Below are 16680 nucleotides of genomic sequence, written 5' to 3' on the forward strand. Positions count from 1 at the left end.
GCAGTTCAGCGTCGGCGGTCGCGGGGGGCGGTCACCCCGTCGAGGCGTCGGCCGCTCACCGCGTCGGTCTGCACGTTGGCGTCGACCGAGGTGACCACGTCGGTGCCGAGCCCTTCCAACGACCGGCCGAGGCCGGCCCAGGCACGCAGCAACGTCTCCTCGTATGACCGGTAGCTCTTCTCGAAGGCCGCGCCGATGTCGTCCCGGCCCCACGGGCGGGCGTCGCTGGCTGCCGCGATCTCGCCGCCGAGGGCGGCGCGTCGGGCCGACATCGACTCGCCGGCCAGGTGCAGATCGCTGCCGCCCCGCCGGGCCCGGCCCGGATCGAGCCAGAGCTGCCCCTCAGTCATGCCGCTCCCCCTCCCGCCGGAGCAACGCGTCGGCCCGCCCGAGCAGCGCGCCGAAATCCCCCGTACGCAGGAACTCCACCGACCCCGACCCGGCCGGCAGGTGCGCGGCGACCAACTCCTGGGTGGCCGTCGCTGCGGCGGCGGTGGCCCGGTGCACGGTCGTGGTGATCTTCCGGCTCAACGCCTGGTGATCGCGGTCGTGATAGACGGCACCGGTCAGTTCCACCGAGATCAGCTCACCCCGTGCGCCCACGGTCGCGGTGACCTGGCCGTCGTCCGAACGCTCGGTGATCCGCAGCTCGGCCAGCTCGGACCGGAGGTCGTCCATGCCGGACCGCAACCGCCGGTACTGGCCGTACACCTCGTCGAACCGCGCCCGGAGCGCCTGGTTCGTGTCCCGGTCCACCTTCTCGGTCAAGGCCACCCCTCCCCGGTCACCGTCAGTCAGGCGAACCATACCGGGCGCCACGATTCCGTGGGGTCCGGTAGTTTCGGGCCGTGATCGATCGCCAACAGGCCGAGCAGCTCGCCGACGTGTGGGCCCGGCGTGACTCGCAGCGCCTCGGCTACGAGTGCCGGGCCACGCTCGACGAATTCGACCTCGGCTACGTGATCCGGTCGACCGTCGACCGCGCGGTCGACACGAACCCCGGCGACCTGCCGACCACCGTCATCGACAAGGAGACCGGCGAGGTCACCACCTGGCCCCGCGTGCCGGCGGCCACGGTGCAGCAGATGTACCGCCGTAGCCGGCCGACCGGTGTCCCCGCACCTCGGACCGTCGACCCGGCCAGCCTGCTGCTGCGCGAGATCCGCCGCCTGTCGACGCCCGCCACCACCGCGCACCTGACCCTCGAGGGCCGTACCCACATCGGCCACGGCGTCAAGGGCGACGTGGAGCTGCGGCACCACCCGCTGGTCCGGGCCTACCTCGACGAGTTGTCCCCGGGGCACCTGGTGCGCGGTGGAGACCGGCACGCCGAACTGATCGTGGTCTCCGACGTCCTCCACGAGTACGACCACCGCCGCGCCGCCGCCGGCCAGCCCCCGCTGACCATGCGCGAGGCGGAGTCGCTGCTCTTCGCGACCGGGCTGGACGTGTTCCTGGTCCGCGAACCCGGCGATCCGAACGCTGGCCCAGCCGAACGCCCGTGTGACTCCTGCGTCAACTTCCTGGTGCACTTCGGCGTCATCGGGTGGTCGGAGCTGGCGTTGACCCAGGAGTGGCGGCCCGATCCAGCGGTGGCCCCCGAAGTGGACCGCTTCGTCACCGAGGTCGCTCACGCGCTGGTTGATGGGGGCTGGCAGCCAACCCGGGGCGACGAAGACCTGGCGAGAATGGCCATCCTGGAAGCCCGCGAGCTGAACCTCGGACACCCTGAGCTCCCTGCGGCCCTGGACGCGTTGGCTCGCTTCCCCTCGTTGGAGAGCAGTCGGCGGGGTCCGGGGCGGCAGGTGTGGATATCCCGGTTCTCCATCGATCCCGTGCACGCCGCGTACACCGTCGACACCCTGGCGGACTTCGGTGCCGTGCTCGGCGTGCGGCTCTTCCCGATCGGCGCGGAGCACCCGGACGGCATCCTGGCCGTCGACGAGCACGGCCGGGTCTTCGCGCTGGACCAGGCCGGTGAGTGGTTTCTCGGCGACGACATCGACGCCGCGCTGACCACCCTGCTCCTCGGCCTCGCCCCGTCCCGGGTCCGTGACGACGGCACCTGGTAAAGCCGGGCACCTCCCCGTCATCGCCCCGGTCGGTACCGAGCTACAGCTGCACCCCGGTCAGCACCAGCACCCGCGGCTCGGTGTAGTCCTCCATCGCCGACCGCACCCCTTCCCGGCCTACCCCGCTGCCCTTGACACCCCCGTACGGCATCTGGTCGGCCCGGTACGACGGCACGTCGCCCACGATCACCCCGCCCACCTCCAACACCCGCGCGGCGGTGAACGCCACGTCGAGGCGGTGGGTGAACACCCCGGCCTGCAAGCCGTACGCCGAGTCGTTGACGGCGGCGAAGGCGGCGGCGTCGCTGGCAGCCTTCGCGACCACCAGCACCGGCCCGAAGACCTCCTCGGCGCAGACCTTCGCCGACGACGGCACTCCGGTCAGTACGGTGGGCGGGTAGCTGGTGCCGTCGCGTCGGCCGCCGACCTCCACGGTAGCCCCGGCGGCGACGGCCTCGTCCACCCACGCCTCGACCCGCTGGGCGGCCTCGACGGAGACCAGCGGCCCCACGTCGGTCGACTCCGCGGCCGGGTCGCCGGTGCGCAGTTCCGCGACGGCGGCCACCAACCGGGGCAGAAAGTCGTCGTAGTGCCGTTCGTGCACGAGGACTCGCTGCACGGCGATGCAGGACTGCCCGGCCTGGTAGTTGGCGAAGGTGGCGATCCGCTGCGCGGCGAAGGTCAGGTCCTCGTCGGCCGCCCAGTCCTCGCAGATCACCGCCGCCGCGTTGCCGCCCAACTCCAGGGTGACGTGCTTCTCCGGCACCTGGCGGCGGATCGCCGCGCCGACCGGCCCGGAACCGGTGAACGAGACGACCGGCAGTCGGGGTTCGGTGACCAGTTCGGCGGCGCGGTCGTTGGGCAGCGGCAGCACCGAGAACATTCCGGCCGGCAGTTCCGTGCCGGCCAGGATCTCGCCGAGCAGCAGCGCGGACAGCGGTGTCGCCGGGGCGGGCTTCACGATGATCGGCACACCCACCGCGAGGGCCGGGGCGACCTTGTGCGCCACCAGGTTCAGCGGGAAGTTGAACGGGGCGATGCCCAGCACCGGGCCACGGGGCGCCCGCCGGACCAGGGCGATCCGTCCGGTCGCGGCCGGGTCGGTGTCGAGGCGCTGCAACTCGCCGGAGAACCGTCGGGCCTCCTCGGCCGCCCAGCGGAACGTCGACACGGCCCGCCCCACCTCGGCCCGCGCCCACCTGATCGGTTTGCCGTTCTCGGCGGTGATCAGGTCGGCCACCTCGGCCGCCCGCTCGGCGAGCTGTCGCGAGACGTGGTCCAGGGCCGCCGCCCGCACGTGCGCGGGCAGAGCCGCGGCCTCCGCCGCCACCCGGGCCGCCGCCGCGACCGCGGCCTCGACCTGGTCGGGCGTGGCCCAGGTGGTACGCCCCACCGCCCGTCCGTCGTACGGGTGGGTGACGGTCAGCTCGTCGTCGCCGTGGACGGCACGACCGGCGACCCAGAAGGCTCTCGGCTCCACATCGGCAGCGTAGACGACCCAAGGTCGCACGGAAACAGTCGCTCAAGCCCTTGTCTGCCGCGAATTCAGTGGCCAAGATGGCAGTCAGATTGCGATTACCTCCGCTGACCTGACTCCCGGCCACCCCTGGAGAGACCTCACCATGAGCGACCAGCAGCTGCGCAACTTCGTCGATGGCGCATACGTCGACCCGGTGGACGGCGGTTACGCCGACCTGATCGACCCCTGCACGGGTGACGTCTTCGCCCAGGCACCCGTATCCGGGGCGGCGGACGTGGACGCGGCGATGCGGGCCGCCGCCACCGCCTTCGAGACCTGGCGGGACACCACTCCGGGCGAGCGGCAGAAGGCGATGCTGAAGCTCGCCGACGCGGTGGAGTCCCGGGCCGCCGAGCTGGTCGACGCGGAGGTACGCAACACCGGCAAGCCCCGTCAGCTCACCGCCGAGGAGGAGCTGCCGCCGGCGGTGGACCAGTTCCGCTTCTTCGCCGGGGCGGCCCGGCTGCTGGAGGGCCGCTCGGCCGGGGAGTACCTGGCCGGGCACACCTCGTACGTGCGGCGCGAGCCGATCGGCGTCTGCGCACAGGTCACCCCGTGGAACTACCCGCTGATGATGGCGGTCTGGAAGATCGCCCCGGCGCTGGCGGCCGGCAACACCGTGGTGTTGAAGCCGTCGGACACCACGCCGGTGTCGACGCTGCTGCTGGCCGAGATCGCCGCCGAGTTCTTCCCGCCGGGGGTGTTCAACGTGGTCTGTGGCGACCGGGACACCGGTCGTACCCTGGTGGCGCACCCGACCCCGCAGCTGGTGTCGATCACCGGCTCGACCCGGGCGGGCATGGAGGTCGCCTCCGCCGCCGCGCCGGACCTCAAGCGGACCCACCTGGAGCTGGGTGGCAAGGCCCCGGTGGTGGTCTTCGACGACGCGGACGTGGCGGCGGCGGCCGAGGCGATCGCGGTGGGTGGCTACTTCAACGCCGGCCAGGACTGCACCGCCGCGACCCGGGTGCTGGTCGGCCCCGGGGTCCACGACGACTTCGTGGCGGCCCTCGCCGAGCAGGCCCGCAACACCAGGACCGGCGCCCCGGACGACGCCGACGTGCTCTACGGCCCGTTGAACAACGCCAACCAGCTCGCCCGGGTCAGCGGCTTCGTCGACCGGCTGCCCGACCACGCCAGCCTGCACACCGGCGGGGCCCGGGTGGGCGAGCGCGGCTACTTCTACTCCCCCACCGTGGTCTCCGGGGTACGCCAGGCCGACGAGATCATCCAGCAGGAGGTGTTCGGCCCGGTCATTACCGTGCAGCGGTTCACCGACGAGGACGAGGCGGTGCGCTGGGCCAACGGCGTCGACTACGGCCTGTCCGCCTCGGTCTGGACGAAGGACCACAGCCGGGCGATGCGGATGACCCGCCGCCTCGACTTCGGCTGTGTATGGGTGAACACCCACATCCCGTTCGTGTCGGAGATGCCGCACGGTGGCTTCAAGCACTCCGGGCACGGCAAGGACCTGTCGGTCTACAGCCTGGAGGACTACACCCGGATCAAGCACGTCATGCACCACATCGAGGGCTGACCGGTGAGCGCGAGGAGTGAGCCGGGTCTGCGAGCCCCGCAGCCGCGAACGGAGGGTGACGCCGTGCCGGGTTCGGAGGAGCTGCACAAGCGGCGGGGCGCGGCGGTGGCCAGGGGTGTCGGCAGCGTCATCAGCTCCTACGTGGACACCGCGAGCGGCGGCACCATCACCGACGTCGACGGGCGGGAGTGGATCGACTTCGCCGCCGGCATCGCGGTCACCAGCGTCGGCAACTCCGCCCCGCGCGTGGTCGAGGCGGTACGGGCCCAGGTCGAACGGTTCACCCACACCTGCTTCATGGTCGCGCCGTACGAGTCGTACGTGGCGGTGTGCGAGCAGCTCAACGCGCTGACCCCGGGCACGTTCGAGAAGCGTTCGGCGCTGTTCAACTCGGGTGCCGAGGCGGTCGAGAACGCCGTGAAGGTCGCCCGGCACGCCACCGGACGGCAGGCGGTGGTGGCCTTCGACCACGCCTACCACGGTCGGACCAACCTGACCATGGCGTTGACCGCGAAGAACATGCCGTACAAGCACCGGTTCGGGCCGTTCGCCGGTGAGGTCCACCGGGTGCCGATGTCGTACCCGCTGCGCGACGGCGGTTTGTCCGGGGCGGAGGCGGCGGCACGGGCGATCGACACGGTGGAGAAGCAGGTCGGGGCGGAGAACGTGGCCGCGCTGCTGATCGAGCCGATCCAGGGCGAGGGCGGTTTCGTCGTACCGGCGGCGGGTTTTCTACCGGCGCTGCGACAGTGGGCGACGGCGGCCGGGGTGGTCCTCGTCGCCGACGAGATCCAGACCGGCTTCTGCCGTACCGGCGACTGGTTCGCCTGCGACCACGAGGGGGTCGTGCCGGACCTGGTGACCCTGGCGAAGGGCATCGCGGGTGGGCTGCCGCTGGCGGCGGTGACCGGCCGGGCGGAGCTGATGGACGCGGTGCACGTCGGCGGCCTCGGCGGCACCTACGGCGGCAACCCGATCGCCTGCGCGGCGGCCCTGGCGAGCATCGAGACCATGCGGGAGCTGGACCTGGCCGCCGCCGCCCGGCGGATCGGGTCGGTGCTGGGCGACCGGCTGCGCGCCATCGCCGCCCGCGACCCCCGGATCGCCGAGGTACGCGGCCGGGGCGCGATGCTCGCCGTGGAGCTGGTCCGGCCGGGCACCCTGGTCCCGGACCCGGCCGCCGCCGCAGCCGTCTCGGCGGCCTGCCACGCGGCCGGTCTGCTCACCCTCACCTGCGGCACGTACGGCAACGTGTTGCGGTTCCTGCCGCCGCTGGTGATCTCCGACGACGAGTTGACCCGTGGAATGGACATCCTGGACGCGGCCTTCGGCTGACCTGGCCCACCACCCAGCAGGGGCCGGTGGCACACCACCGGGCACCCGACCCCACAACGCTGTCCCGTGTCGCGCCCCGGGCGGGGGTCGGCGCGCTCGTCCGGCTCGTCGGTCGCCGGCCGCATCGCCACCCCGCCCGCGTGCGGGACGGTCAGCGCAGCAGCTCGACCACGTTGCGCCGGACCAGGTTCTTGCCGGGCTCCCGGACCAGGTCCATCGCGGCGGCGTTGAGCAGCACACAACTGCCCGACGGCCCGGTCACCGTCACCGTCGCCACCTTCCCGTTGTCCAGATTCGTCACCCGCAACCGTGTCCCCACCGGGAACCGGTCACTCGTCGCGGCGGGTTCCCCACCCTCGGCCGAGAAGGTGATCGACCCACTGCACGCGCTGGGCCGGGCAGCCGCGCTGACCGATGGCCGAATCGGTGGCTGGGCGGCGGGCGGCTGGGCGGCGCCGGGCCGGGTCTCGCCGGGGGCGGGTGCCGCCGGGGCGGCACCGTCGAAGCGCTCCACCACGTTGCGTCGGATCACGTTCTTGCCGGGCTCCCGGACCAGGTCCATCGCGGCGGCGTTGAGCAGCACACAACTGCCCGACGGCCCGGTCACCGTCACCGTCGCCACCTTCCCGTTGTCCAGATTCGTCACCCGCAACCGTGTCCCCACCGGGAACCGGTCACTCGTCGCGGCGGGCCCCCCGCCCTCGGCCGAGAAGGTGACCGACCCGGAGCAGAGGCTCGGCCGGGTGGGCGTGGTGTCGGCGAATCCGAACCCGGTCCCCACCGCGACCACGGCCGTGGCGACCACCGCCACCCCCGCCGCCAGCACGTGCTTGCGCTGCACCTTCACCACGTCTCCCCTCCATGACCCCGTCTTCCTCATCACCCTGCCCCCGCAGATACGGCCCCCACCCCCACCCGGTTCACCCCACCCCCCAAACCCCCCCGTCCCGCCGCCCCCACCCCCACTATGGATCATGGAGTTGTGGTGGGGGATTAGCCCTATTGATGCCCAATGCTGGGCACCACAACTCCATGATCGACAGGTCAGGCGTGGAGGAGGGCTGCGATTTGGGTGGTTATGCGGGAGGGGTGGTGGTAGAGGTCGAGGGCTGTGTAGTGGCGCATGCGCCAGCCTTGGGCGGACAACCAGTTCATTCGGGTGCGGTCGTGGCGGAGACGGTCACGGTCGAGGTGGGAAAGGCCGTCGTACTCGATGCCGATCCGTAGGCGCCGATAGCCGAGGTCCAGGCGGTACCGCAGGAATCCGGCCTCGTCCGGAACCCAGAGTTGTGGCTCAGGCGCGGGCAGTCCACCGTCGATCAGGACGAGCCGTAGTTGACTCTCCTGCCGGCACTCCGCCCTCGGGTCGGCGAGCCGCACCAACTGCCGCGCCTGGCCCACGCCGCGCAGCCGTGCGTGCCGCGCCAGCTCGGCACATAGCTCCTCAGGCCGGCAGACGCCGGTGCGCAGGCACAGATCGAGGAACGGTAGTGCGTCCATCCGGGGGAGCGTCCGGGCCAGATCCACCGCGCACCGCTCGGCGGGAGCGCACGGCAGCCCGGCCACCAGAACAGGATCGGGTACGGCAAGCACCGACTGGTGCGCCACCACACCACGGATCTGCGGCACCCGCCCGCCAGCCGGCACGATCACATGAAGGTCCTCGCAGCGCAGGGCACCGAACCCGTGCAGCCCCGCACCGGAATGGAAGCCGACGACAGCACCCTCCGGCAGCCGACGGAAAAGTGCTCGCCACCGAACGTCCTCCTCCCCCGCCGGCCCGTAGACACCTCGGCACCACCGCCGAAGCCCACCACCACCGACCTCCCGCCTGATCACCTCCCGGCTCCACCCGCCCGACACCAACTCCGAGTACCGAAGAAGCTCCCCGCTCACACCCACCAACCCTGCCCATCACCCCCTCCCCGATCCACCCCCTGTGGACAACCCCCCACCCCTGTGCACAACCCCCCACCCCACCCCCCACCGTGCTACCCCACTCCACCCCACCCCCACCATCCCCACCTCATCCCCACCCCCTCCGCGTCGATCATGGAGTTGTGGCGGGTGAAATGCGGCATCTAGCTACTTTTGGAGGCACCACAACTCCAAGATCGACGGGGCGGGGGCAGGCCCGCAACGCGGGGCGGGGGCAGGCCCGCAACGCGGGGCGGGGGGGCTTTGGGGGTTGGGAGGGGTGCGAGTGGGGCGGGGCCTGCAGGGGGTGGGCGGGTCAGCGTTCGTCTAGGTGCCAGGGTGAGCCGTAGGCGGTGAGCAGGGCTAGGAACGGGCGTGGGGGCAGGGCCTCCGGGCCGAGCACGCCGGTGCCGGACCACTCGCCGGTGGCCAGCAGTTCCAGCGCCACCACCGGGTTGATCGCGGTCTGCCAGACCACCGCCTGGTGGCCGTACTCCCGCATGGACCACTCGTTGTCGACCACGTGGTAGAGGTAGACCCGGCGGGGCCGGCCGTCGACCCCGGTGCCGGTGACGTACGTGCCGGCGCAGGTCTTGCCGCGCATCCGGTCGCCGAGGGTGGCCGGGTCGGGCAGGCTGGCGGCGACCACGTCGCGGGGCGAGACCTGTACGCCACGCACCGACACGGGGGTGGTCGAGTCGAGGCCGACCTTGTGCAGCGCCTTCAGCACCTCGATGAACTCGTTTCCGAGGCCGTACTTGAAGGTGACCCGGCTGGCCTTCACCCAGCGCGGGATCAGCAGCACCTCCTCGTGCTCGACGTTGACGCACTCGACCGGGCCGATGCCGGCCGGGAAGTCGAAGATCTCCGGTTCGCTGAACGGCTCGGTGGTGTACCAGCCCCGGTCCTTCTCCCAGATCACCGGCGGGTTCAGGCACTCCTCGATGGTGGTCCAGATGGAGAACGACGGGGCGAAGTCGTACCCGTCGACGGTGAGGTTCGCGCCGTCGCGGATGCCGATCTCGTCGATCTCGGCGAAGAGTTCGTCGGCGGCGTACCGGGCGAACACGTCGGACAGGCCCGGCTCGACGCCGATGCCGCACAGCGCCAGCCGGCCGGCGTCGGCCCAGGCGGAGGCGGCGGCGAACTGCGCGTCGCCGAGCTTCACCCCGGTCTGTGTGTGGGGCCGGGCCGGGTGCGGATGGGACAGCGACATCGCCATGTCCAGGTAGTCGGCCCCGGCGGCGAACGCCCCGTCGAAGATCGGCATGACGTAGCGCGGGTCGACCGCATTGAGCACGTGGGTGATCCGGTGTTCCCGGCAGAGCGCAGCGACCGCGTCCGGTGTGGCGGCGTCGACCCGCGCGGCGACGAACCGGTCGCCGTGCCCGGCGACGGCCCGCTCGGCCCGGGTGAGGTCATGGTCGGCGACGACGACGGTGTCGAAGAAGGAGCGGCGGGCGGCGATGGCGACGGCGGCGGAGCCGACCCCGCCGGCGCCGACGAGCAGGATACGCATCAGGAATCGAACCCCAAACCAAGACGATCGAGCGTACGGAGCCAAGGGTTGCGCCGGCCCTCGTGCAGGTCGGCGCGGGCCAGCGCCCGGCCGGTAGGCCGGAGGGTCATGACGGGCCTGTCGCCCGCCGGCCGGGCGGGGCGGGCGGGAGTGCGGCGCGTCGGGACCGTCGGCCACGTAGCGAGCTGAGCCCGACGAGCAGCAGCGCGATCCCGAACATCGCCGTGCCGATGACGTTGACCTGCGGTGGGATGCCCCGCTGGGCGGCACCCCAGACGTACATGGGGAAGGTGACGGTGGTGCCGGCGTTGAAGTTCGTGACGATGAAGTCGTCGAAGCTGAGCGAGAAGGCGAGCAGCGCGGCGGCGACGATGCCGGGAAGCACCAGCGGCAGGGTGATCAGCCGGAAGGTCTGCCACTCACTGGCGTAGAGGTCCATCGCGGCCTCCTCCAGCCGCCGGTCCATCCCGGCGAGCCGGGCCTTGACCGTGACCACCACGAACGACACGCAGAACATCACGTGCGCGATGACGATGGTCCAGAAGCCCTGCGGCACACCGGCGGAGACGAAAAGGGCAAGCAGCGAGGTGCCCAGCACCAGCTCCGGGGTCGCCATCGGCAGGAAGATCAACAGGTTGATCCCGCTGCGCCCCCGGAACCGGTGCCGGACCAGGGCGAACGCCATCAGGGTGCCGATCAGGGTGGCGCCGACGGTGGCGATGAACCCGATCTGCACGCTGCGGACCACCGCGTCGCACATCTCGGAGGTGGCGCAGGGTTGCCGCCAGTTGTCCAGGGTGAACTCGTTGAAGTCGTACGACAGCCGGCTGGACGGCCGGTTGAAGGAGAGGCCGGCGACCACGGCGATCGGCAGGAACAGGTAGCCGAGCACCAGCAGGGCGACGATCATCACCCACCGGTCGGCCAACCACCGGGACACCCTCACGGACCGGCCGTCACTCGCGACTGCGGGGCTCCGCTTCGCTGCACTCCTCGCGCTCATCAGAGCACCTCTTCCGTGCCGGCGCGGCGCAGGTAGCCGAAGACCACTGCGAGGATCGCCGCCATCAGCAGGAACGACAGGGCGGCGCCCTGCGGGTAGTCGAGCCGGACCAGGAACGCCGAGTCGATGACGTTGCCGATCATGTACTCGTTGGGGGTGCCGAGCAGTTCGGCGTTGATGTAGTCGCCGGTCGCCGGGATGAAGAAGAGCAGGGTGCCGGCGATCAGGCCGGGCATCGACAGCGGCAGGGTGACCTTCCGGAAGGCGTGCAGCGGGCTGGCGTACAGGTCGCTGGCCGCCTCCAGCAGCCGGTAGTCGAGCCGTTCCAGGCTCGCGTACAGCGGCAGCACCAGGAAGGGCAGGAAGTTGTACGTCAACCCGAGCACCACCGCGACCGGGGTGGCGAGCAGGCGGCCGTCCGGGCCGAGCAGGTGTACGTCGCGCAGCAGCCCGACCAGGGCCCCGTTGTCCGACAGGATGGTCTTCCAGGCCAGGGTGCGCACCAGGAAGCTGGTGAACATCGGGGCGACCACGCAGACCAGCAGCAGGTTCTTCCACCGGCCGGCCTTCTGCGCGATCGCGTACGCCAGCGGGTAGCCCATCAGCAGGGCCAGCACCAGCGCGGCCCCGGCGTAGCCGAACGACCGGGCGAACTGCGGCCAGTACGCCTGCAACGCGTCCGGGTAGTTGCCGAACGCCCAGGTCAGCACGTACCCGGTGGAGAGCGAACCGGTCGGGTCGTAGAGGCTGGCGGCGGCGAGTTGGAGCAGCGGCACGACGAAGAACACGAGCAGCCAGGCCGCGCCGGGCAGCAACAGCAGGTACGGCAGCAGCCGGTGCCGCCCGCGCCGGGGCGGCGGCGGTGTCGCCGCCGGTGGGGATCCGCCGGAGACGTGCGCCAGCGCGGTCACGACGGTGTTCCGACCGGCGCGTCGAGCAGCCCGGCGGTGCGGTCGTCCTGGCCCGGTACGCGGGGCAGCAGGAAGGCGTGCCGAGGGTTCCAGTGGGCCACCACCGACGCGCCGACCGGGTGCTGCCCGCCGACGCCGCTGTTCGCCGCGAACGCGGACAGTTCGCTGCCCCACCCGGTACGCACCAGGTACTGGGTGCTCACCCCCACGTAGGAGGCGTCGGTGACCACGCCCGCGACGTGCTGGTGGCCGGCGGGCACCTGGTCGGCGGTGTCGACCAGGTGCAGCTTCTCGGGACGTACCCCCAGGTAGACGGGGCCCCGGTCGGAGCGGGCGCGGCCGGCGGGCACCGAGAAGCGGGTGCCGTGCGCGGTGACCGGCACCTCGGACCCGGCCGGGCCGGCGGCCTCGGCGGCGAGCAGGTTGGACTGGCCGAGGAAGCTCGCCACGAACGCGGTGGCCGGATACTCGTAGAGGTCGGCCGGTGCGCCGAGCTGCTCGATCCGCCCGGCGTTCATCACCGCGACCGTGTCGGCCATCGTCATGGCCTCCTCCTGGTCGTGGGTGACGTGCACGAAGGTGATGCCGACCTCGGTCTGGATGCGCTTCAGCTCGATCTGCATCTGCCGGCGCAGCTTCAGGTCGAGCGCGCCGAGCGGCTCGTCGAGCAGCAGCACCTGCGGGTGGTTGATCAGGGCGCGGGCCAGCGCGACCCGCTGCTGCTGGCCGCCGGAGAGCTGAGCCGGGCGACGCCGGCCGTAGCCGTCGAGCTGCACCAGCGACAGCATCCGCCGGACCTGGTCGTCGACCCTGCGGATGCCCCGCCGCCGCAGTCCGAAGGCCACGTTCTCGGCGATGTCCAGGTGCGGGAAGAGCGCGTAGCTCTGGAAGACCGTGTTGACCGGCCGTTTGTACGGCCGCAGCCGGGCGATGTCCCGGTCGCCGAGGAGCACCTGCCCGCTGGTGGGCTCCTCCAGGCCGGCGATCATCCGCAGGGTGGTCGTCTTGCCGCAGCCGGACGCCCCGAGCAGGGCGAAGAAGGAGCCCTGCGGGACGGTCAGGCTGAGGTCGTCGACGGCGGTGAAGACGCCGAACCGCTTGGTCAGGTGGGCCAGCCGAAGATCGCCGGCGGGTGACTCGTGGGCCATCCCGATCACGCGCCGATGACCTGCTGGAACTTGGACTCGTACTCTTTCTCCTGCTTCTCGTCCAGGGCCATGAAGACCTTGGACTTCGCCAGCAGGGCGTCGTCCGGGAAGACCAGCGGGTTGGCGGCCAGCTCCGGGTCGATCTTCTCCATCTCCGCCTGGGCGCCCTTGACCGGGCAGATGTAGTTGACGGCCGCGGCGAGTTTCGCGGCCACCGCCGGTTGGTAGTAGTAGTCGATCAGCGCTTCGGCGTTGCCCCGGTGGGTGGCCTTGTTCGGCACCAGCATGTTGTCGCTGAACAGCATCACCCCCGAGTCCGGCGCGACGAACTTGACCTTGGGGTTGTCGCCGGCCAACTGGATCACGTCGCCGGACCAGCCGACGCACGCGGCGATGTCACCCTTGGCCAGGTCGGGGGCGTAGTCGTTGCCGGTGAACTTGCGGATCTGTTGGGATTCGACGGCCTTGCGGAGCTTGTTGAGCGCGTCGTCGAACTGGGCGGCCGTGAAGTTCGCCGGGTCGTGCCCGTTCGACTGGAGCAGCAGGCCCATGGTGTCCCGCATCTCCGACAGGGCGGTCACCTTGCCCTTGAGGTCGGGACGGGTGAGCAACTCGTCGACGGTCCGGATCTCCCCGGTCACGCTGCCGTTGTAGGCCAGCCCGGCGAGGCCGGACTGCCACGGGATGGAGATCCGGTTCTCCGGGTCGAAGGAGCGGCCACGCAGGGACGGCAGCAGGTTGGCCGCCACGTTCGGCAGCTTCGCCGGGTCGAGCTTCTGGATCCAGCCGAGCCGGATCATCCGGGCGGCCATCCAGTCGGTGACGACGATGATGTCCCGTCCGGTGCTCTGGCAGCTGGCCAGCTGGTTCTGCACCTTGCCGAAGAACTCGTTGTTGTCGTTGATGTCCTCGGTATAGGTGACCTTGATGCCGCTGGCGGCGACGAACGCGTCGAGGCTGGGGCGCTTCGACTCGTCCTTCTCGTCCACGTCCATGTACTGCGGCCAGTTGGAGAAGGCGAGAGTCTTCTCCGTGGTGGACAGGTCGTCGCTCTGGCAGCCCGCCTCGGTCTGGGTCGCGGCCTTGGTGCCGCAGCCGGCGAGGCTACCGCCTGCGGCGATCAGGGCGGCCGATCCGAGGGTGCCGGTGAGCAGTCCACGCCGGGTGAGGGACCGGTGGGGAACACGCATGTGACGACTCCTAAGGGGTCGTCCGTCGGCGGCGGGGACGGGGTTGCGGCGCCGGCGGGAGGGGTCAGGGCCTAGGACGACTGATCGTGACATGAGGTGACCGACCCCACAAGGGATTCCGTTGCGGGAATAGCCTCCGACGACGAATTACGCCAGACTGCCCGGTGGCACTAGGCTCAGCTCGGCAACGGACATGGGGAGCGACGGATGACGACCCGTCAGCAGGAGACCGGCACCGGCGGACGGCGTGTCACGGTACGTGACGGTGCCAGCCACGCACTGTTGGACGACGTGGCGAAGCAGATCATCGAGCAGTTGCAGGAGGACGGCCGCCGACCGTACGCGACCATCGGCAAGGCGGTCGGGCTCTCCGAGGCGGCGGTGCGCCAACGGGTGCAGCGGCTGCTCGACGCCGGGGTGATGCAGATCGTCGCGGTGACCGACCCGCTCCAACTCGGCTTCCCCCGGCAGGCCATGATCGGCCTACGCACCGACGGCGACCTGGAGACGGTCGCCGACCGGCTCGCCGAATTCGACGAGATCGACTACGTGGTGATCACCGCCGGCTCGTTCGACCTGCTGGCCGAGGTGGTCTGCCGCAACGACGCCCACCTGCTGGAGATCCTGCAACGGCTGCGGTCGGTGCCCGGGGTGCTCGCCACCGAGGCGTTCGTCTACCTCAAGCTGCGCAAACAGACCTACACCTGGGGTACGGCCTGAGCCTCGCCCCCTGCGGCCCACCGTGATCCACTCCCGTGGGCCGAGGTAGCGGTATCCGCACACCCGGACACCGCAACGTGGCCGACATGGAGTCGATCATGCAGCCTCGTCGGACGGAAGGTGGCACGCTCGACGGGGCGGCGTACGGAGCCGGCCGGGGTGAAGAGCGTTCAGCGGGAGGTGGCGGCGACGAAGGCGCGCCAGGCATCGGGGGTGAAGCTCAACGTGCCACCGGCCCGGTCCTTGCTGTCCCGCACCAGCACCCGACCCGCCAGATTGCCGGCCACCTCGACACAGTCGCCGCCGTTGCTGCTGCTCCGGGTAGCCGTACACCAGCGGGGCTCGATCACGTCCACAGCAGCGGCACTCACTTCTGAGCGGCGACGAAGGTGCGCCAGATCTCGGGGGTGAAGCTCAGCGTGCCGCCGGCCCGGTCCTTGCTGTCCCGCACCAGCACCCGACCCGGCAGATTGTCCGCCACCTCGATGCAGTCGCCGCCGTTGTTGCTGCTGCGGCTGGCGGTCCGCCAGCGGGGCTCGATCACGTCCATCTCTCCACCGCTTCCCGGATCAGCTCGTTCGATCGACGAGCGGGCAGCGCCTCGCCGGCCACGCTCTCCCACCTTCTACCCAGGCTAGCAATGTCGGCGCTCTCGGTCACCATCTCGCCACGGAGCTGGTTGTCCAGATAGGCCAGTTCGCTGCCGTCGGGCAGCCGAGCCAGCATGAACGGCCCGGCCAGACCGGTGTGCCAGGGTCCACCGAGCGGAATTACCCGCACCTGCACGTGCTCCCGCCCGGCGACGGCCGCCAAGTGGGCCACCTGTCCGGCCATGGTCACGCGGTCGCCGACCACTCGGTGTAGCACCGCCTCGTCGATCACGAAGACCAACTGGGCCGGAGGGTCACGGTCGAGCAGGACCTGTCGCTCCAACCGCCCGCCCACCAGTTGCGCAACCTCGTCAGGCGGGAGCAGGCCGCCGGTCCCCAACACCGCTCGGGCGTACTCCTCGGTCTGGAGCAGGCCCGGCACGAGCAATGACTGGTACGAGCGGATCGACGCGGCGTCCTGCTCCAGCTCTGCCCACGGGCGGAACCAGGGCAGGTCGCGGCGACGGTAGGGCTCGGGCCAGAGTTCGGCGGGTTCCCGACCGAGAATCCCGGCCACCGCGACCCGGGTCCGGGGATGCGGCACCCGCCCGGCGCTGAGCCAACGGCCAGCCGTCTTCGGATCGACACCGACCTGGTGCGCGAGGGACTCGACGGTCTCCCCACGCTCGGCCATCGCTACGCGAAGCACCTCGTTCACCGGCAGTTCCTCCCGCCCGATCGACACGATCCGGCGCACCCTAGCGACAGTGCGTGTCGATGTCCGCCCGTCATCGGCGTGTCGACCCGGGACCTCTCCGAAAGCCCCCGAGGTGCACCGGAAGTGCCCCGGAAATGCCCCACCCCGGTCCACCCCTCCCACCCGGACCACTCCGGGGTACCGGAGTAGCGCTGCCCCACGCCCCGGACGCCACCGTCCAGCCCGCAGGCTCGCTTCGTCCACCCCCGTGGTCCGTAGTAGCAGCATCCCGCGACCCGGACGCCCCATGCGCGGCCCGCAGCCTCGCTTGGTCTACTCCGGTGGGCCGAGGTTGCGGTGTCCCGTGGCCCGGATACCGCAACCTGGCCGATGTTGAGTCGGTCATGGACCCGGCAGAGATCGAGTCGGTCGCACCGCCGCAAGGCGTGTGCGGATTCCGTTGCCAACTACCCACCGTCGCGCTGAATCCGTCGCCTCGAAGGCGAAGTGGGCTTGCATTTC

Annotated in this window: 17 protein-coding genes; 4 read left to right on the forward strand and 13 right to left on the reverse strand. The window is 71.1% G+C overall.

Going from position 1 to position 16680, the window contains the following annotated elements:
- Positions 1-5: 5 nt before the first annotated feature.
- Both ACIG87_RS28325 and ACIG87_RS28330 read right to left on the reverse strand, forming a co-directional pair.
- Positions 6-350, reverse strand: a complete 345-nt coding sequence (locus ACIG87_RS28325) for a hypothetical protein (RefSeq protein WP_396854614.1) — start codon at positions 348-350, stop codon at positions 6-8.
- Positions 343-774, reverse strand: a complete 432-nt coding sequence (locus ACIG87_RS28330; protein ID WP_396854615.1) for a YbaB/EbfC family nucleoid-associated protein — start codon at positions 772-774, stop codon at positions 343-345. The genes ACIG87_RS28325 and ACIG87_RS28330 overlap by 8 nt, the downstream gene beginning before the upstream one ends.
- A 74-nt stretch (positions 775-848) precedes the next feature.
- Here ACIG87_RS28330 and ACIG87_RS28335 point away from each other — a divergent pair, with 74 nt between their 5' ends.
- Positions 849-2072, forward strand: coding sequence for an SUKH-3 domain-containing protein (locus tag ACIG87_RS28335; protein WP_396854617.1), 1224 nt, complete (start codon positions 849-851; stop codon positions 2070-2072).
- Between the two features lie 40 nt (positions 2073-2112).
- Here ACIG87_RS28335 and ACIG87_RS28340 read toward each other — a convergent pair whose 3' ends face one another.
- Complete coding sequence (locus ACIG87_RS28340) at positions 2113-3552, reverse strand: aldehyde dehydrogenase family protein (protein ID WP_396854618.1); 1440 nt, start codon at positions 3550-3552, stop codon at positions 2113-2115.
- Between the two features lie 142 nt (positions 3553-3694).
- Between ACIG87_RS28340 and ACIG87_RS28345 the strand changes: the two genes are divergently transcribed.
- Both ACIG87_RS28345 and gabT read left to right on the forward strand, forming a co-directional pair.
- Entirely contained in the window at positions 3695-5128 is a 1434-nt protein-coding gene (locus ACIG87_RS28345; protein WP_396854620.1) for a gamma-aminobutyraldehyde dehydrogenase, read from the forward strand.
- Positions 5129-5155: 27 nt separating this feature from the next.
- Positions 5156-6463 carry a 4-aminobutyrate--2-oxoglutarate transaminase gene (gabT, locus tag ACIG87_RS28350; RefSeq protein WP_396854667.1) on the forward strand — a complete coding sequence of 436 codons (1308 nt, stop codon included), beginning with the start codon at positions 5156-5158 and terminating at the stop codon, positions 6461-6463.
- Positions 6464-6614: 151 nt separating this feature from the next.
- Here the strand turns inward: gabT and ACIG87_RS28355 are convergent, their stop codons facing one another.
- The 7 genes from ACIG87_RS28355 to ACIG87_RS28385 all read right to left on the reverse strand — a co-directional run bounded on the left by ACIG87_RS28355 (position 6615) and on the right by ACIG87_RS28385 (position 14151).
- Positions 6615-7313 (reverse strand): hypothetical protein, encoded by a 699-nt coding sequence (locus ACIG87_RS28355; protein WP_396854622.1) that lies wholly within the window; start codon positions 7311-7313, stop codon positions 6615-6617.
- A gap of 194 nt (positions 7314-7507) precedes the next feature.
- A complete protein-coding gene (locus ACIG87_RS28360) occupies positions 7508-8116 on the reverse strand; it encodes an endonuclease domain-containing protein (protein WP_396854623.1) in 609 nt (202 codons plus the stop codon).
- 580 nt (positions 8117-8696) lie between these two features.
- On the reverse strand, positions 8697-9899 hold the full coding sequence (locus ACIG87_RS28365; protein WP_396854625.1) for a saccharopine dehydrogenase family protein: 1203 nt from the start codon (positions 9897-9899) through the stop codon (positions 8697-8699).
- 106 nt (positions 9900-10005) lie between these two features.
- The gene (locus ACIG87_RS28370; RefSeq protein WP_396854627.1) at positions 10006-10845 is read right to left on the reverse strand and encodes an ABC transporter permease; all 840 of its coding nucleotides are present in this window, start codon (positions 10843-10845) and stop codon (positions 10006-10008) included.
- Between the two features lie 56 nt (positions 10846-10901).
- Positions 10902-11813 carry an ABC transporter permease gene (locus ACIG87_RS28375; protein WP_396854629.1) on the reverse strand — a complete coding sequence of 304 codons (912 nt, stop codon included), beginning with the start codon at positions 11811-11813 and terminating at the stop codon, positions 10902-10904.
- Positions 11810-12961 carry an ABC transporter ATP-binding protein gene (locus tag ACIG87_RS28380; RefSeq protein WP_396854669.1) on the reverse strand — a complete coding sequence of 384 codons (1152 nt, stop codon included), beginning with the start codon at positions 12959-12961 and terminating at the stop codon, positions 11810-11812. The genes ACIG87_RS28375 and ACIG87_RS28380 overlap by 4 nt, the downstream gene beginning before the upstream one ends.
- 5 nt (positions 12962-12966) lie before the next feature.
- Positions 12967-14151: an extracellular solute-binding protein gene (locus tag ACIG87_RS28385; protein WP_396854631.1), complete on the reverse strand. Its 1185-nt coding sequence runs from the start codon at positions 14149-14151 to the stop codon at positions 12967-12969.
- Between the two features lie 207 nt (positions 14152-14358).
- Here ACIG87_RS28385 and ACIG87_RS28390 point away from each other — a divergent pair, with 207 nt between their 5' ends.
- Positions 14359-14871 (forward strand): Lrp/AsnC family transcriptional regulator, encoded by a 513-nt coding sequence (locus tag ACIG87_RS28390; protein WP_396854633.1) that lies wholly within the window; start codon positions 14359-14361, stop codon positions 14869-14871.
- Between the two features lie 170 nt (positions 14872-15041).
- Here ACIG87_RS28390 and ACIG87_RS28395 read toward each other — a convergent pair whose 3' ends face one another.
- From ACIG87_RS28395 to ACIG87_RS28405, 3 genes are read right to left on the reverse strand one after another with little or no spacing between them, the layout of a single operon-like run.
- Positions 15042-15218 carry a DUF397 domain-containing protein gene (locus ACIG87_RS28395; RefSeq protein WP_396854671.1) on the reverse strand — a complete coding sequence of 59 codons (177 nt, stop codon included), beginning with the start codon at positions 15216-15218 and terminating at the stop codon, positions 15042-15044.
- A gap of 20 nt (positions 15219-15238) precedes the next feature.
- Positions 15239-15421 (reverse strand): DUF397 domain-containing protein, encoded by a 183-nt coding sequence (locus tag ACIG87_RS28400; protein WP_396854634.1) that lies wholly within the window; start codon positions 15419-15421, stop codon positions 15239-15241.
- Positions 15412-16179, reverse strand: coding sequence for a Scr1 family TA system antitoxin-like transcriptional regulator (locus ACIG87_RS28405; protein ID WP_396854673.1), 768 nt, complete (start codon positions 16177-16179; stop codon positions 15412-15414). The genes ACIG87_RS28400 and ACIG87_RS28405 overlap by 10 nt, the downstream gene beginning before the upstream one ends.
- Between the last annotated feature and the right edge of the window lie 501 nt (positions 16180-16680).

It is taken from the genome of Micromonospora sp. NPDC051925, from assembly GCF_044548625.1.
Classification (GTDB): Bacteria; Actinomycetota; Actinomycetes; order Mycobacteriales; family Micromonosporaceae; genus Micromonospora.

Coding starts and splice junctions, on each gene's coding strand:
- ACIG87_RS28325 (WP_396854614.1), bottom strand. CDS start 350: ATGACTGAGGGGCAGCTCTGGCTCGATCCGGGCCGGGCCCGGCGGGGC.
- ACIG87_RS28365 (WP_396854625.1), bottom strand. CDS start 9,899: ATGCGTATCCTGCTCGTCGGCGCCGGCGGGGTCGGCTCCGCCGCCGTC.
- ACIG87_RS28345 (WP_396854620.1), top strand. CDS start 3,695: ATGAGCGACCAGCAGCTGCGCAACTTCGTCGATGGCGCATACGTCGAC.
- ACIG87_RS28385 (WP_396854631.1), bottom strand. CDS start 14,151: ATGCGTGTTCCCCACCGGTCCCTCACCCGGCGTGGACTGCTCACCGGC.
- ACIG87_RS28400 (WP_396854634.1), bottom strand. CDS start 15,421: ATGGACGTGATCGAGCCCCGCTGGCGGACCGCCAGCCGCAGCAGCAAC.
- ACIG87_RS28380 (WP_396854669.1), bottom strand. CDS start 12,961: ATGGCCCACGAGTCACCCGCCGGCGATCTTCGGCTGGCCCACCTGACC.
- ACIG87_RS28390 (WP_396854633.1), top strand. CDS start 14,359: ATGACGACCCGTCAGCAGGAGACCGGCACCGGCGGACGGCGTGTCACG.